Origin of the sequence: Methanobrevibacter sp., from assembly GCF_017406825.1 — an archaeon.
Taxonomy (GTDB): domain Archaea; phylum Methanobacteriota; class Methanobacteria; order Methanobacteriales; family Methanobacteriaceae; genus Methanocatella.
Genome location: NZ_JAFQXT010000025.1, coordinates 1 through 15,132 on the forward strand (window position 1 = coordinate 1; position 15,132 = coordinate 15,132).

Annotated in this window: 17 protein-coding genes, 1 tRNA gene and 1 pseudogene; 9 read left to right on the forward strand and 10 right to left on the reverse strand. The window is 35.5% G+C overall.

Translation table 11 applies throughout. The features are described 5' to 3' along the window. The 3 genes from IJF99_RS04290 to IJF99_RS04300 form a co-directional block, all read left to right on the forward strand. Positions 1-667, forward strand: a 667-nt coding sequence (locus tag IJF99_RS04290; RefSeq protein WP_292792427.1) for a V-type ATP synthase subunit B, incomplete at its 5' end; no start/stop codon positions are given. Positions 668-694: 27 nt separating this feature from the next. After that, on the forward strand, positions 695-1,381 hold the full coding sequence (locus IJF99_RS04295) for a V-type ATP synthase subunit D (RefSeq protein WP_292792429.1): 687 nt from the start codon (positions 695-697) through the stop codon (positions 1,379-1,381). Positions 1,382-1,528: 147 nt separating this feature from the next. Continuing rightward, positions 1,529-1,678 (forward strand): hypothetical protein, encoded by a 150-nt coding sequence (locus IJF99_RS04300; protein ID WP_292792431.1) that lies wholly within the window; start codon positions 1,529-1,531, stop codon positions 1,676-1,678. On the opposite strand, the gene IJF99_RS04305 is transcribed toward IJF99_RS04300, so the two are convergent. The 5 genes from IJF99_RS04305 to dnaG all read right to left on the reverse strand — a co-directional run bounded on the left by IJF99_RS04305 (position 1,653) and on the right by dnaG (position 5,308). Next, positions 1,653-2,834 (reverse strand): ATP-grasp domain-containing protein, encoded by a 1,182-nt coding sequence (locus IJF99_RS04305; protein ID WP_292792433.1) that lies wholly within the window; start codon positions 2,832-2,834, stop codon positions 1,653-1,655. The two genes, IJF99_RS04300 and IJF99_RS04305, sit on opposite strands and share 26 nt — an antisense overlap. Before the next feature lie 29 nt (positions 2,835-2,863). After that, positions 2,864-2,935, reverse strand: a tRNA-Gln gene (locus IJF99_RS04310). 55 nt (positions 2,936-2,990) lie between these two features. Continuing rightward, complete coding sequence (locus IJF99_RS04315; RefSeq protein WP_292792434.1) at positions 2,991-3,389, reverse strand: DUF1284 domain-containing protein; 399 nt, start codon at positions 3,387-3,389, stop codon at positions 2,991-2,993. A 45-nt stretch (positions 3,390-3,434) separates the two neighbouring features. Beyond that, positions 3,435-4,043: a biotin transporter BioY gene (locus IJF99_RS04320; RefSeq protein WP_292792435.1), complete on the reverse strand. Its 609-nt coding sequence runs from the start codon at positions 4,041-4,043 to the stop codon at positions 3,435-3,437. A gap of 11 nt (positions 4,044-4,054) precedes the next feature. Continuing rightward, entirely contained in the window at positions 4,055-5,308 is a 1,254-nt protein-coding gene (gene dnaG, locus IJF99_RS04325; RefSeq protein ID WP_292792436.1) for a DNA primase DnaG, read from the reverse strand. A 423-nt stretch (positions 5,309-5,731) separates the two neighbouring features. Here dnaG and IJF99_RS04330 point away from each other — a divergent pair, with 423 nt between their 5' ends. From IJF99_RS04330 to IJF99_RS04345, 4 genes and pseudogenes are all read left to right on the forward strand, one after another. After that, positions 5,732-6,469: an RraA family protein gene (locus IJF99_RS04330; RefSeq protein WP_292792437.1), complete on the forward strand. Its 738-nt coding sequence runs from the start codon at positions 5,732-5,734 to the stop codon at positions 6,467-6,469. Between the two features lie 111 nt (positions 6,470-6,580). Beyond that, the gene (locus IJF99_RS04335; protein WP_292792438.1) at positions 6,581-6,868 is read left to right on the forward strand and encodes a Gar1/Naf1 family protein; all 288 of its coding nucleotides are present in this window, start codon (positions 6,581-6,583) and stop codon (positions 6,866-6,868) included. A gap of 53 nt (positions 6,869-6,921) precedes the next feature. Next, positions 6,922-7,845: pseudogene (locus IJF99_RS04340) on the forward strand (transcription initiation factor IIB); the annotation flags it as partial. A 70-nt stretch (positions 7,846-7,915) separates the two neighbouring features. Further along, positions 7,916-8,383 (forward strand): hypothetical protein, encoded by a 468-nt coding sequence (locus IJF99_RS04345; RefSeq protein WP_292792439.1) that lies wholly within the window; start codon positions 7,916-7,918, stop codon positions 8,381-8,383. Between the two features lie 6 nt (positions 8,384-8,389). On the opposite strand, the gene IJF99_RS04350 is transcribed toward IJF99_RS04345, so the two are convergent. The 3 genes from IJF99_RS04350 to IJF99_RS04360 all read right to left on the reverse strand — a co-directional run bounded on the left by IJF99_RS04350 (position 8,390) and on the right by IJF99_RS04360 (position 12,720). Continuing rightward, positions 8,390-10,282, reverse strand: a complete 1,893-nt coding sequence (locus IJF99_RS04350) for an MJ1255/VC2487 family glycosyltransferase (RefSeq protein WP_292792441.1) — start codon at positions 10,280-10,282, stop codon at positions 8,390-8,392. A 445-nt stretch (positions 10,283-10,727) separates the two neighbouring features. After that, positions 10,728-11,630 (reverse strand): DMT family transporter, encoded by a 903-nt coding sequence (locus tag IJF99_RS04355; RefSeq protein ID WP_292792443.1) that lies wholly within the window; start codon positions 11,628-11,630, stop codon positions 10,728-10,730. Positions 11,631-11,637: 7 nt separating this feature from the next. Further along, positions 11,638-12,720 (reverse strand): hypothetical protein, encoded by a 1,083-nt coding sequence (locus IJF99_RS04360; RefSeq protein WP_292792445.1) that lies wholly within the window; start codon positions 12,718-12,720, stop codon positions 11,638-11,640. Between the two features lie 41 nt (positions 12,721-12,761). Between IJF99_RS04360 and IJF99_RS04365 the strand changes: the two genes are divergently transcribed. Further along, positions 12,762-13,571 (forward strand): sulfite exporter TauE/SafE family protein, encoded by an 810-nt coding sequence (locus IJF99_RS04365; protein ID WP_292792447.1) that lies wholly within the window; start codon positions 12,762-12,764, stop codon positions 13,569-13,571. Positions 13,572-13,580: 9 nt separating this feature from the next. Further along, complete coding sequence (locus IJF99_RS04370; protein ID WP_292792449.1) at positions 13,581-13,940, forward strand: hypothetical protein; 360 nt, start codon at positions 13,581-13,583, stop codon at positions 13,938-13,940. Between the two features lie 23 nt (positions 13,941-13,963). Here the strand turns inward: IJF99_RS04370 and IJF99_RS04375 are convergent, their stop codons facing one another. Both IJF99_RS04375 and IJF99_RS04380 read right to left on the reverse strand, forming a co-directional pair. Beyond that, the gene (locus tag IJF99_RS04375) at positions 13,964-14,803 is read right to left on the reverse strand and encodes a hypothetical protein (RefSeq protein WP_292792451.1); all 840 of its coding nucleotides are present in this window, start codon (positions 14,801-14,803) and stop codon (positions 13,964-13,966) included. Between the two features lies 1 nt (position 14,804). Continuing rightward, entirely contained in the window at positions 14,805-15,128 is a 324-nt protein-coding gene (locus IJF99_RS04380) for a heavy metal-binding domain-containing protein (protein ID WP_292792453.1), read from the reverse strand. Positions 15,129-15,132 lie beyond the last annotated feature (4 nt).

The following is a 15,132-nucleotide window of genomic DNA, read 5'->3' on the forward strand; positions in this document are numbered from 1 at the left end:
CACCTTAGGTATGCAAGTATTGGTTATCTTAACAGATATGACCAACTACTGTGAAGCTTTAAGGGAAATTTCTGCAGCTAGGGAAGAAGTACCTGGAAGAAGAGGTTACCCTGGTTACATGTACACTGACCTCGCAGGTATTTATGAAAGAGCAGGACGTATTGATGGTAAAGAAGGTTCTATTACTCAAATGCCTATCTTAGTTATGCCTCAAGACGATATTACTCACCCAATTCCTGATTTAACCGGTTATATTACAGAAGGACAAATCGTATTAAGTAGGGAAATCTCAAGGAAAGGTATTTACCCTCCTGTAGACGTACTTCCTTCACTTTCCCGTTTGATGAGTGGTGGTATCGGTGGAGACAAAACTCGTGATGACCACAGTGGTGTATCTGACCAGCTTTATTCTGCTTATGCAGAAGGTCGTGAATTAAGAGACCTCGTTGCGGTTGTAGGGGAAGAAGCACTTACTGAAAGGGACCAAAAGTTCTTAGAGTTTGCTCAAGCATTTGAAGATCAATTCATTACTCAAAGTAAAGATGAAGACAGAACCATCTTTGAAACTTTAGATCTTGGTTGGAGTTTACTTAAAATCTTACCTAAAGCAGAACTCAAAAGGGTTAAAGAAGAATTTATTGAACAATACCTTCCAAAAGATGACTAATCTCATTACAGTAATGTAGGTGATTAAATGGCACAAGATATTATAGATGGAATTAATCCAACTCGTATGGAATTATTATCCCTTAAAAATAGGACTAAACTGGCTGTAAAAGGGCACGGTTTGCTTAAAGAAAAAAGGGATGCTTTAATCAAAGAGTTTTTTGATATCTTGGATCGTGTCAAAGGTATTCGTGAAAATGCAGAATTAAGTCTTAAAGAAGCAAATGATGCTTTAGTTGAAGCTCAAATTGCTATGGGAGATTTAGCTGTTAAAAAGGCAGCTTTATCCGTTAAGGAATCCATTGATGTTGAAATTACATCAAGAAGTGTTATGGGTGTTTCAGTGCCTGTAACAAATGTTAATATGGAGGAAAGATCCATCATTGACAGAGGTTACGGATTCTCTGACACAACCATACAATTAGACGAAGCTGCAAAGAAATTCGAGGAATCTCTCAAGTATTTAATCGAACTTGGTGAAGTGGAAAAAACAATTTTCTTACTTGCTGAGGAGATTGAAGCTACTAAACGTAGAGTAAATGCTTTAGAGCACATTATGATTCCAAGATTCCAAAATACTGAAAAGTATATTGATATGAGACTCCAAGAAATGGAAAGAGAAAACTTCGTTAGATTGAAAATGATTAGGTCAACAATGGAGAAAAATGAAAAAGCTGCTGCAGCAGCGGAAGCTGCTAAAAATGCAGAAGCCTAAATTTTTCTTTATTTTTTTCATTTTCTTCTATTTTTTATTATTTTTTTTATTTAAAGTTTAAAATTAATTTATTCTTAAAAAAAGCTTAATATATTAAGTTACTGTAAAAATTTGTATTACTAGAAACTACAGATAAAGGTTGTAAACATGAAAAGAGACCCCATTGACCAATATATGAAGGATCCGGATAACAAAGCTAAAGTATTTATCTGGATGACACGTGGAATGATTATCACCACATTTATGATAACAATCGGCGTAATATTCTTTATTATGCATCTAGTTGGTCTTTTCTAGATTTTTCATTAACTATTTTACAGGTTAGTTCTACTTTTTCAAATAATTTTTCAAAATCATTATCCTTATCAATTATTGTTAGCAGAGGTTCACCTTTTTCTGTAATAGATCCGATATGCGGCAGGTCATAGATGTTGTCCAAATCAAGAGGGGAATATTTGTTTCTAGCCGGGGAGTATATGATTTTTTTATAGGTGTAGTATTTCGCTTCAGGAATGTCAATTATTTTTCCCACGCATGCTTTGATATGTGCTTCAAGCATATTGATTCCGAATGCCTTTTCAACGCATTCGAATGTTCCCTGAATTCTCGGATTGACTTCAATGACATACAGCCCTTTTTCATTATAGATGTAATCAACGCCATTAGACCCGATTAGATTAAACTTATCAATCAGACTTTCGCTGGTTTTATTCATTTCATCTGTTAACCTGTTGATGTCATTGACTTTTGCCATGATTGATTTATCTGTCAGTGGCAGGATGTTGCCCACATAGATGAATGAATTTTCATCTGCGAAGTCGTTCATGGTAAGCAATCTTGAGTTGACAATAGTTTTTGATTCATTTTTGCTGGACAATACTGATGAGCTTAAGTTGATTCCTGAGACATATTCCTGCAGAATGAATTCACCATGATTAAATTCAATATTCATATCATTATTTAATAGATTTATATTATATCCCCCACTTCCTTGAAGGGGTTTTAAAATAAATTGAATGTCCGGATAATTTTCATTTATTTCCAAAGCTTCATCTATATCACTTACATAAAAAGTCCTTGGGGTTAAAAATTCATCTTCAATCTCTTTATAAAATTCATATTTATTCTCAATGTTTTCCACATCCCTGTTTCCCAGAATCTTTTTTCGATCATTTTTTTTAAAATCGCTTGGTGAAACTCCTGAAATAGGTATGATATAGTCAACTTCATCAATGTAATCCTGTGAGAGTTCCAGAATTGTGCTTTTGTCAAATTCATCTTCGAAGATTCCGCAGCTTTCACCATCTTTTTCATTTAGAATAATCTTCTGATTCTTGATGGAGGGGGTGTCTGATGTGGAAAAATAGCTTGTTGAATAGAGTTCATAATCTAATTCTAATGCACTGTTAAGCATACTTCTTGTATCAATTCCAATAAGTAAAAGCTTTTTCATATAAAATCAGTAAAAAAAGTTAATAAGAGTAGTCCCGAGCGGAGTCGAACCGCCGTCTCCGGGTCCAAAGCCTAGAAGGATTACCACTACCCCACGGGACTATTTGTGTTGTATCATATACAACATATATATATTTCCTTCATGTCCTATTTAAATCTATCGGTTATTTGATAATTTTTGATAAAATAGGCATTTTTCATGCCACATACAATTAAAACAGATTTCAGAAACGCTTTCCAGGGTATTGAAGATGGTATCGATTTCTTTGAATAATTCCACAGAATTGTATTCTTTTGAGGGGTCAATTTTTTTTAACATCTCATTATCCATCTCTACGATTATCTCATTGTGGCCATGGTCTTTACATAACTTATCATTCAGGTTGGGACATGATGCACACAAATCATCCGCCTGATTTGTTAGTGAAACGGTTGTTGTGCTAAGCTTTCTCAACTTGTTGACTTTAATCATGTTTTCGACAAAGTCCTCATCATAGCCATATCCCTGAAAGCCTTTTAGACATAATAAATGATGTCCTCTTAAAACAAGTTTCATTTTAATCGAAAAAATAAAAAAAGAAAAGGTTATAAAACCTTTTTTTTAGTCTTTTGGTAAAAATACTTTAGACACAGAAGCTGCACCTAATATTTTTACAATATCTCCTATGATGAATGGAATGAGTCCCATCATTAAAAGATCAAAGATTCCAACTGGAGTTCCTTGCAAGCTTAAGAATAATGCAAGGCCAGCTAAACCTGGAATGTAAATTAATGCGAAATTTGCAATTCCAATGGTAATAGCCATTCTTGTAAAATTACGTGCTTTTGCATACCTTTCGCTAATCAATCCTACAAAGTAAGATGCCAAGATAAATCCAATAAAGAATCCGAATGTAGATCCCAGGAAGATGTCAAGTCCTCCGGTCATTCCTCCAAACCAAGGAATAAGTGCAATACCTAAAACAATATAGATAATTTGACTTAATACTCCATATTTTCTACCTAGGAACAGGCCAGAACATAAAACTGCAAAAGTTTGAGCAGTGATTGGGACTGGAGTCCATGGCAGCGGAATGATGATTTGAGCCATAATACCAGTAAAACATGCCATCATGAAAGACATAAGTACTTTAGTGGCAGTACTGGCATCCTGAATTCGTTCAAATGCATTCTTCCTTGTACTGTAATAGTTGTCTATATTAAGGTTCATTTTTACCCTCCTTAGTCAATAGTGATTAATTTAACGTCATGAGGTTTTTTAACTATATTCATTGATTTAAATGCTACCAATTTATTTATTCCTTTTTCGGATGCAACATCAACCAATCTTTGGGAGATTACTCCATCAAATATGACTGTATCTGCGGTTCCATCAATATTCTTGATTTCTTCATAAATATTTTCAACTTCCACTTCTTTGGTCATATTCAATGCTTCATCCAAAATTGCTCCGCAGCCGGTTCCTTCAAATTCTTTTAGCATGTCTTTCATTAGGCTAACTTCATCATCTTCAATTTCAGGTTCCGGTTCTTTTACAGCCTGTGGCTTTTCATTGCGGTTGTATTTTTGATGTTTTCTATGATGTCTGTTGTTATGATTATCTTTTTTAGAGTTGTGGTTACTGTTGGAATCATTTAAGATATTGGTTGTGGCTAAAAACTGTGCGGTAGGAACTTTATCTCTGAGCGCAACCAGGACTTCGTCTTTTTCGAGGTCTTCCACTTCTTTTCCTTTAGGAGCACGGGTAATGTAGTCCACATCACCGATCTGTAATAATTCTTTTAATATTAACTCTCCGCCTCTGTCACCGTCAACAAATGCAGTGGTTGTTCTTTTTTTACTTAATTCACCAATGGAACGAGGAACGCTAACTCCTTCGACAGCTACGGTATTTTTGATACCGTATTTAAGTAAGTTTAAAACGTCGCTGCGGCCTTCCACAACAATGATTGCATCGGATGTGTGAATGCTAGGGCCGGCAGGGAGACGATCTTCACCGTATTCGGAGATTTCATGAACTCTCATTGCTTCCCTTACTTCCTCAATCATTCTCATGCTGGTTGGACCGACGCTTTCAACCATTTTCTTATAGATTTCTTTTGCACGGTTGACCACTTGCTCTCTTTTAACGGCTCTTACGTCTTCAACTTTTGTTGTGCGTATTTCCGCTTCACATGGACCGACTCTGTTGATGGTTTCGAGTGATGCAGCGAGAATGGCGGTTTCAACCCTATCCAAACTGGATGGAATTACGATTTCACCTTTTGCTCTTCCACTGTTTGAGTGGATGTTAACTTGGATTCTTCCGATTCTTCCAGTTCTTTGGAGTTCTCTTAAATCTAAATCATTACTAAGTAAACCTTCAGTTTGCCCAAAGACAGCACCGACAACATCTGGTTTTTCAACAATACCATTGGCTGTAATTTGAGCATGTATTAAATATTTTGTTGTTGTTAATTCTTCACCTTTTCCCATATTTAAGCCTCCTAAGCTAATCGGGATAATTTATGTAATTGCTAAAAATTTAAATTATTTTTAGGTGATTAACTTGCATAAATTATACGAATGTGGTCTTTTTGACCTATTATACACTAAAAAAGAGTTTATACATTTGGAGCGTTTTACTATTAAGGTATTGCTGTTTTTTCCTAATATAATTATGTTAAGTAAATTTTATACAATTCAAACGTTTTATTTTCCCTTAATAATAATTTTTCTCCTGTCTTTTGATAAATTAATAATAATTATAATAAATTAGTAATGTACGTAACTCTATGAGTATATAAGAATTAAGTATTTGAATAAATACTTCAAATAATATTTTGATTAAACTAATATATAAAATCTATGAAATATATTTTAAGTAAGTTGAATATATTATAATACAGTGGTGAATTCATGTCAATAAGTCCGAAAGATGTGTTAAACAAAAATAAAAATCTTAATAAGCGTATTGCTGTAGATAAAATAAACTTGAATAATGTTTCTATCGATGATTTAAGGTTTAATGGTAAGAATTATGAGGAATACATTAATTTGATGTCTTTGCTTGAAAGCGTTTCCGCTTGTCAGGTTTCAGATGCATATAATGGTATTTCAAAAAGGTCAGGCACAATACAGTCAATCAAATCAATCAACAACCAGAAAGTTTTTGGAACAATTTTCACTGCAGAAACCACCAGCGATGACTGGGGAACATCAGCATTGGCCATAGATAATGCATCAGAGGGGGACATTTTGTTTTTCAAAGTTTCCTCACAGGATAAGGCTATTTGGGGTGAACTTGCATCTACATGCGCTCGGGATAATGGTATTAAAGCTGTCGTTATTTATGGTTCTGCACGTGACTTGGATGCTCTTTTATATATCGATTTTCCGGTTTTTGCTTCAAATACATGTCCTAATGCAGGGTCTCCTTTGGGTTTAGGTGCTTTAAATGAAAGTATTGAAATTGAAGGTGAGACAATAAATCCCGGTGACTTCTTAATCGGTGATGAAAGCGGGATAGTTGTCATTCCTAAGGAATTATTCACACAGACAATGATTGCTTCACTTGGGGTGAAGGTCAAGGAATCAATGATTGTTGATGATCTTGCAGGCGGCAGGTCATTGGCAGAAATTGTCGGACTCAAATAGAAAAACATTTAAATAGATATTAATATTTATATATAAATGTATCGATACATTTATATACTACTTTTTTACAATTATATAAATGATACAGATTTGATTTTTAAGTTGGATTTTATGAAATTTTTAGGCAATAGTTTGCATATAGCAAATTCAGGAAAATTAATCGCAAGGTCTGAAAAAACACCCTCACCAGGTGGAATTGTTTATGACAGTGAAAAAAACAAAATTGGTAAGGTGAGTTATGTATTCGGACCTACAAAACAACCATACATTTCTATTCGCTTGTTTAAATCAGCGAACAGGGAGAGAATAGAAAAGCATTGTGGTGAAAAACTGTTTGTATCAAAACCAAAATCCAAAAAACCTAGAAAAAGGAGGATGAAACCACGACACAAAAAGTAAACGAAGTTCCTAAACAAGGACGCACAAGAACTGTTGAGGGCAGAAGGCAAAGAGACGTATACGATGATTCCAAACAGACCGTATGTCCTGAATGTGGTTCAGAAGAGTTAATCGGTGACTACGAAAGAGCAGAAGTTGTATGTGCTCGTTGCGGATTAGTCATTGATGAAAATCTTGTTGACATGGGTCCTGAATGGAGAGCATTTGATCACGAACAAAGAGACAAACGTACAAGAGTTGGAGCTCCAATTACTTACACTATTCACGATAAAGGTCTAAGTACAATGATTGACTGGAGAAATAAAGATATTTACGGTCGTGATATTCCTGCAAGAAACAGAGCTCAATGGTATAGGTTAAGGAAATGGCAAAGAAAAATCAGAATTTCCGGAGCTACTGAAAGGAATTTGGCATTTGCATTAAGTGAATTGGACCGTGATTCTTCAAGACTTGGACTTCCAAGAAGCGTAAGGGAAGCTGCAAGTGTAGTCTATAGAAGTGCAGTCGACAACAAGTTAATCAGAGGAAGAAGTATTGAAGGGGTAGTGGCTGCTTCTTTATATGCTGCATGCAGACGTTGTAATGTTCCTCGTACCTTAGATGAGATTGCTGAAGTTTCTCGCGTAACCAAAAAAGAAGTTGGAAGAACATACAGGTTCCTAACCCGTGAACTGAATATCAAATTGCCACCAACTTCTCCTGTGGATTATGTTCCAAGATTCGCATCAGAACTTGGACTTTCAGGTGAAGCACAATCCAAAGCTATTGAAATCATTGAAAAGGCAATGGAAAAAGGATTGACTTCAGGAAGAGGTCCAACAGGTGTTGCGGCAGCTGCATTATATATTGCATCTGTGTTGCTCGGTGAGAGAAAAACACAAAGGGATGTAGCTGATATCGCAGGAGTTACAGAAGTAACCATCCGTAACAGGTACAAAGAATTGACAGAACAATTAGAAATGGGCGTAACATTATAGTTGCCCTTTGATTAATGAAGTTATTGCTTTATTAATCATATTTTTTTATTTCTTTTTTTGGAGTTAAATCATGAAATGGTCTAACGTGATACTTGTTCTCGCATTTATTTTTATTATTGTTGGAGGATATCTGATCTTAACAAATCCTATTGGAGATTTCAGTGGGGAATCACTAAAGCTTCCTTTAAAAACACAGGATTTCGATTCATTTAAGATTGATTTGCCCGCCGGTTCGAATTTCACTTTAAAAAATGAAGCTGATGGAATGAAATTCTATCAAAATACCGGCAAATATTCCACAAATGTTTCAGGAATTATACTCAATAGGAATCTGACAGATTCGTTAATTGGCATTAATTCGGTTTCTGTTTTAAATACAACTTCAGAACAGATTTATTCCACACAACTAAAAAATGAAACAGTTTATGAACTGGTGTCCAATCATGATGATGTCGATTTTATTATCATGGGCAATGATTTAAATTTGTTAAAAGAGGTTTCAGACACCATTGAGATTAAAGATTTGAGCGATCTTTAATATCTGCTATTTTGAGTATTTTTCTATTCTGTAAACTAACTCTTTAACTATTCCATCATTATTTGTTTTTTTGACTTTTGACAGGTTCTTTTGATATCTAGGAAGTTTGTTTAAAAAGTTTTCAACCCTTTTGGCACTCATTATTTCGTGATATTCACCATATCCTAAGCGTTCCACATAAAATCCGTTCAATGTCTGTTCAAAGTTGCCCAAAGCCGGAACTGAATAAATAGGCTTTTTAAGTGAGATTGCTTCGGAGATGAATGTGAATCCTCCGTTACATATCACTGCCTTTGCAGATGCCAAATCATCATAAAACACATCTTCATTAAATTCTTTATATGTTAGATTGCCATCCTCTTTATTCACATTGAATCCGTATACGATGAATTTTTCATCCTTCAATGCTTTTAGTTTGCGGACAAGTTTCACGCTTTCTTTACTTGTCTGATAAACGATTACGTGATCTCCATCCGTAGGCTCTAATTTGAGTATGTCTTCACGAATCACCGGAGGATAGATGACTGCATTCTTCTTTGATCGGACAGGAGGATAAAAGAAACTGGTTAAGATATGTATCTTTGGTTTCACGACATATGTTTTTATAACCCCTTTTGCTTTAAGCATTTCAATTCTTTTGTTTTCAGGGTAATGGATTTTTGCTTGTGTAATCATATGAATGTTGTCTAGGCTGATTAAAGGAATATTTAATAATTTTGACACCATTGTGGCGTAAATTTCAAAATCGGTTACAATCACTTCAGGCCTTAACTCTCTTGCTTTTTTGTATAGCTTATCGTATCCTATTTTCATATTTGTAGGATTTCTTTTTAAGGCATTGGATAAGGTTTGGAGGTTGTTCACCTTGTTGTTGATGTAAACGGTATTGAATCCTCCGATTTTGTAAACATTCTCAAATTTGGAATTCAGATACTCATAAGCCCTGTCGCTTGAAAATATGTATACGTCATATTTTTCTTTAATTTTGTCGATAATCACGCCACTGCGGATGGCATGACCCATTCCCTCTCCGCAGACACAGTAGAACACCACTTTTCTTTGGCGGTTTTTCTTAATCTTGAAACGTGACCGTGTGGCATTAATTTTTTGAACGGATTCATCGTAACTTTCTTTAATTTCATTAACTCTTTCTGTGGCTTTTGTTATTCTTTCAAGTCTTGTAGTTGTGATTTTTTCATGGCCGTGGTCAAAATTATAATTGAGTTCTTCGGCATCTGTTCTTTTTCCTAGAAAGTCGTTTACGGTACTTTTGCCGTATTGCCTTATCAATGTTTCTATGCCTTCTTCTTCAAGTCTTCTGGTTGAAACGCCGATTTTAGCATTTCTAAGAACTTTGAAACGTTCCTTTTTGGCCAGTCGTTCAATGTAATCAGTGTCTTCACCGAAGTTCAAATCTTCATTAAAACCGCCGCATTCGTCATGCAACTCTTTTCTTGCAATGATTCCGTAACATCCTGCACCATGTGGTTTTATCTTTTCGATACTGATCATAAAGTAATTTGCAAATTCATGGAATATCTGATCTTCTATCTTATTTGACATGGGTTTCATTTGTGTAATGGCTATTCCAAGCCTTTCCATTCTGAATTCATATATGACATTTCTCAAATAGTCATCCGTAAGTTCCAAATCTGAATCAAGGAATAGCAAATATTCCCCTTTTGCTGCTTTAGCACCATTATTCCTACCTACTGCAGGCAGTCCTCCATCAACTATTTTGCATCCGTAGGACTCTGCGATTTCTCGGGTTTTATCGGTTGAGTTGGCATCAGCTACTATAATCTCATAGTCACTGAAATCTTGCTTCTTGATGCTCTCCAATAAAACAGGAAGGTATTCCTCCTCATTATAGGTAGGTATGATAATGCTTAAAATCATATGTATGAATTTATTTTTTAAATAAATAAATCTTTTCAAAATTGCTTGTTTTTTATAATTTTACTTAATTTAAATTGCTTTCTTGAAGGAATTTCTTTTCCAAGAGGACCATATTTTAGCTCAAAAATCAACTTTTTCAATCATTTGTATTTTTTCAATTCAATCATGATGATTAGTTCGTTTTATCAAAATACAGTTTTTTGATTTGTTTTATATCCAATCTTGATTTTAATTTATTATATCTTGATTTAAATGCTTTTAAATTAATTACTGTATGGAAATATTTTCCGAGTAAGTCAATATTTTTTACACATTTCCCATTTATCATGATTATTAATATTGCTTTTTTAATTCATGATTAAAAACCCTTTATTTTGTTGAAATGGATTGATTTAACCTCATTTTTTGATTTAAAGCATTTACAGTTGAAATGCACCTCTCTCTATCAAAGGTGCAACATATCTTTCAAGGTGCCTTTGGTGCTTAACATCATCATGGCAATGATGGTCAAAAGGAATCCGCAAAACATGAGGGGTGTTGGAATCTCTGAGTATAATGCAAATCCAAAAATCAATGCCGCAAAGGGTTCAGCACCTGAAAGCAATATTGAAGACACTCCGGAGTCCATGTAGTTCAAACTGACAGTCGAGAAGATATACGGCAGGGCAAATGAAAATGTTGAGTGTATGATTAAAAACAATATTGCCAATGCGGGGTCAAGGCTAACAAAAGCTCTGATTTGGCCGAAGTCGGTGAATGGGATTAATGCTATTGAAATGAATATGATTGAATAGAATAGTATTGTGAACGTATGGTTTCCCATTTCAATTGACTTTTTGGATGCCATCAAATAGACCGCCCAGAACAGTCCAGCTCCAATGCCTGATAGAATGCCGAATAATGAGATGTCTGCGATGCTGCTTTCAAAAACTCCGGTCATGAGCATGCATCCGAAAATAGCTAGGATCATGCATATTGATTTTCTTTTTGTGATTTTTTCTCTGAATAGCACATATGCAAAAATCAGCACAAAAATCGGAGCAATTGACAATAATGTTGCAGCTAAAGATAACGGGATATTGTTCATTGATTCATTATAGCATAGATTAAGTCCAACGATACACATTGCACATACTATAAATAAGGGAATGTCTTTCAAACCAGCTTTTAATAATCTTTTATCCGTTAACAGAACTGCCATTAAAATAGGAATTATCGCAATTGAAAATCTCAGGAACAGGAGTGTTGTCGAATCGATTCCGTTCTGCGTTAACGTGCGGACAAATATTCCGCTTGATCCAAACATCAACCCTGCCAGTATAGGCAATATCAAATAGAGCTTTTTCATGGTATCACTAGAGATAAGAGTAAGCGTTCCAGCTGACGGTGTAATATTCGCACGAATTGTTCAGAGGAATCTTCAAGTCATTTATAAGTTCCATTTCATTATACTGAGGGTCAATGTGATATGTGGTTTTGTTCTGATTGTTATGATGCGCATAATCAACGCTTTCTGTGCTGATGTTTCCAAGGTCAATGTCTCCGGTAGGGTTTACAATATCAACAGTATAATAGTCAGGTTCCGCACCTGCAAAGGCGATTGTGAACCTTAACAATATGACCGCTATTACAACAAACCATATTAAAAATCTGTTGAACAGATATCTTTTTTTACTGAATCCGCGGTTTTTATAGCAGGGTTGGATTGCTTCATTCTGTTTAAGAAGGGTTTCGTCCCTTAAAATTTTACCGGAAATATAGTTCAGGTAATATCCGTTTCTGTAGACAAGGTAAAGTCCGAAAATCCCGACATATGAGGGTGTTGCAAACATTCCTCCGTCGATTATTCCGATTATAAGGCAGCTTGAGAAGAATGCCAAAAGGAAGTTTGTAAACCATGGGCGTTTTTGCATGGCAAGGACTATTGTCACAAACAGTATTGGAATGAGCAGAATCACTAAAAACGCATAACTTGGAACATATGCATATAGGCCAACTCCTGTGTTGATTCCACTCTGAATGAACGGTCCCATAATTTTAGTTAGAACTTCTCCTAAAATGGCCTTTAACAGATGGGTATGAAGAATGCTTGTGGAGCTCATGCCACTAGTCATGGAGCAGAATACTGTGTTGAGCTTGATGCCCATCTGCAATCTGAAAATAACTTCAAGCAAAATACCTAAAATCAATAAAACCGCACCGATTACCATTGAAATTTTTAAATATTTTGTAGTGTCGATTTCTTTTTTGATTATTTGGGAAAAAATTAAAAATAAGCCTAAAAGGCCAAAGAATATTATGTCTTTTCCTTTAGATGATCCCATCAAAAACAGATATGTGACTGGTCTGATAATCGGATTCAATATATCAGTTAGAAAAATTACTCCTGCAAGTAAAATAAACACAACTCCAACTAATATAGTTTTATTAAGTTTCATTAACAATAATTTAATTATTAATACTTTATAAAAGTGATGCTATGTTTGCGATAGAATACTTCATAGGACTAATTCTAATTGGTGTTTTTGCAGGTTTTGCCTCAGGTCTTTTGGGGGTAGGCGGAGGATTTCTGATTGTTCCTTTACAGTACTTCCTGTTAAAATACATAGGAGTTGAACCGGATTTGGCAATTCTAATATCATTCGGCACAAGTCTGGCCATCATTATCCCTACATCCCTGAGCGGAGCTTACAGACACACCAGAACACTTGACGGAATCATAGAACCCGGAATCAAATTGGGCATTTTTGGAATTATCGGTGGCGCTTTAGGAGGATTCACCGCCTCAATGTTGCCATCAAGGATTTTAGAAATCATTTTCGGATGTTTATTGCTGTTCATCGCTGTAAACAACATCATCAACATCAACAAGGAACGTGAAGATGCAAAAATACCGTTCAACCTAATATCTACAGCAATTATAGGTATCTTAGTCGGGTTTTCATCAGGTCTGTTGGGTGTTGGAGGGGGAGTATTTTTAATAGCCATCTTAACGGCCCTATTAGGTTTTTCAATGATAGAGGCCATTGGAACATCTTCAATATTCATCTGCTTAACCGCAATCGGAGGATTTCTGTCATATATCGTTTCCGGGTGGGGAGTAAGCACATTTCCATATTCAATAGGTTATGTAAGCTTAATCAATTTTGCAATTATTGCCTGCTTTTCAGTGCCTCTGGCTTCAGTAGGTGCAAAATATGCCCACAGGATTCCACAAAAAAAGTTAAAAATTGTATTTTCCATATTAGTATTATACATGGCATTGAAGATGCTGGGCATTCTGCCTTAAGGTGATATTATGAGTGAAGAGAGAAAAGTCGGTCAAAATTTCGATTCAGATGAAGCGGACAGCATATTTGATAAATTGAAAAATGTTGAAGGAAAAATCAAGCCAAAAAGACAAGGCAAATTTGACAGCATTACCCATCTAATGCAAGAGGCACAAATCCTTGAAAAAGAAAATAAACTGGATGAAGCCATTAAATTATATAAAGAGGTCATATTCACATTGCCCGATTCTTCAAAGGCATATGAATCTTTAATCAATATCTATCAAAAACAGGGTGATGTTGAAAGCGAAAAGGATATTCTGCAAAAGGCCATCAGCAACTGCAGTAAAAATGAGGATTTCAAGAAAAGATTAAAAGAGATTAATTAGTTGACGTGACCGGACTTATGGGTTTAGCTTAGATGGATTCCCATTCCCATGGCACTTACCTGATAGCGGTCTCCCCCAAGTCCGATTAGGCTATATTGAATATCCAAATCAATTATCCCATTTCCGCCTGCGGCTTTGATTTCATTGGCCAGTTCGATTAAACACATGTCCTTTCCTTTTTTCAGATGGTAAATTGTCTCTTTTTCAATTTCTTCAGGATCAGGCGGTGTCCTTATGGTCGCCTTATCGATTATTACCGTTGCATTAAACTGGCCCAAATTGATAATTCTTTGGTCAATGGGGTCTGTGCTCGTTATGAAATAGAAATCCTGGCTGTTTATAAGTTCATTGCTCTTGAATTCATCAAATTCATAGCTCTGCTCCGAATTGACTTCAGGAGCCTTTTTAAAAATATGCACCATGATTCCATTGTAGACAAATCTGTTGAACTTTTTGAAGATTCCCAATAGGTATAAGACCGCTCCCAAGCCCACAGTAAAAAGAATATAATTAATCAATGTTGGAAATGCCGCCTGCAATATCACTGCAATCGATCCGATTGTTATAAAATTAAATCCCAGTGTAGGATTTTTTAAAATAAAACTGTAAAATGTCGTATATGCAAAGAGAATGAACGCACTAATTGCGCCGATGTCCTCTCCAATAATTCTATTTGCCAGGATGGTTTCCACATATCCTGCAGTTAATGGAGCAAAAATAAGTCCCAGATTCCAACCGAATATCGCTATTTTGAAATATAGAAATATCTGATAAACAACAAGTCCGATTAGAGTGGCAATTGCAATGCAGACAATCGCCTCCCGAAGATACTTTCGTCTTTCCTTATTTATCTTTAATTCCATATTATTCACATTTGACTGCAGTGCCGTAGGCGGTGACAAGGATGGTGTTTCCCATAGTTCCGCCAAGATTGTCATAGGAAAGCTTAAGGCCGACAATTGCATTTGCACCTAAACTTTCGGCCTTTTCCTCCATACTTTTCAAAGCAATCTCTCTTGCCTTTTGAAGTTCCTCTTCGTATTTTGAAGTTCTTCCACCTACAACGTCACGAACTCCTGAAAATAAATCCTTATAGATGTTAGCGCCAATCAGCGATTCGCCCGTAACCAGCCCTACATATTCAATTATCTCCTTAGTCTCAAGTGTATTGGAAGATGTCAGAATCATTGTA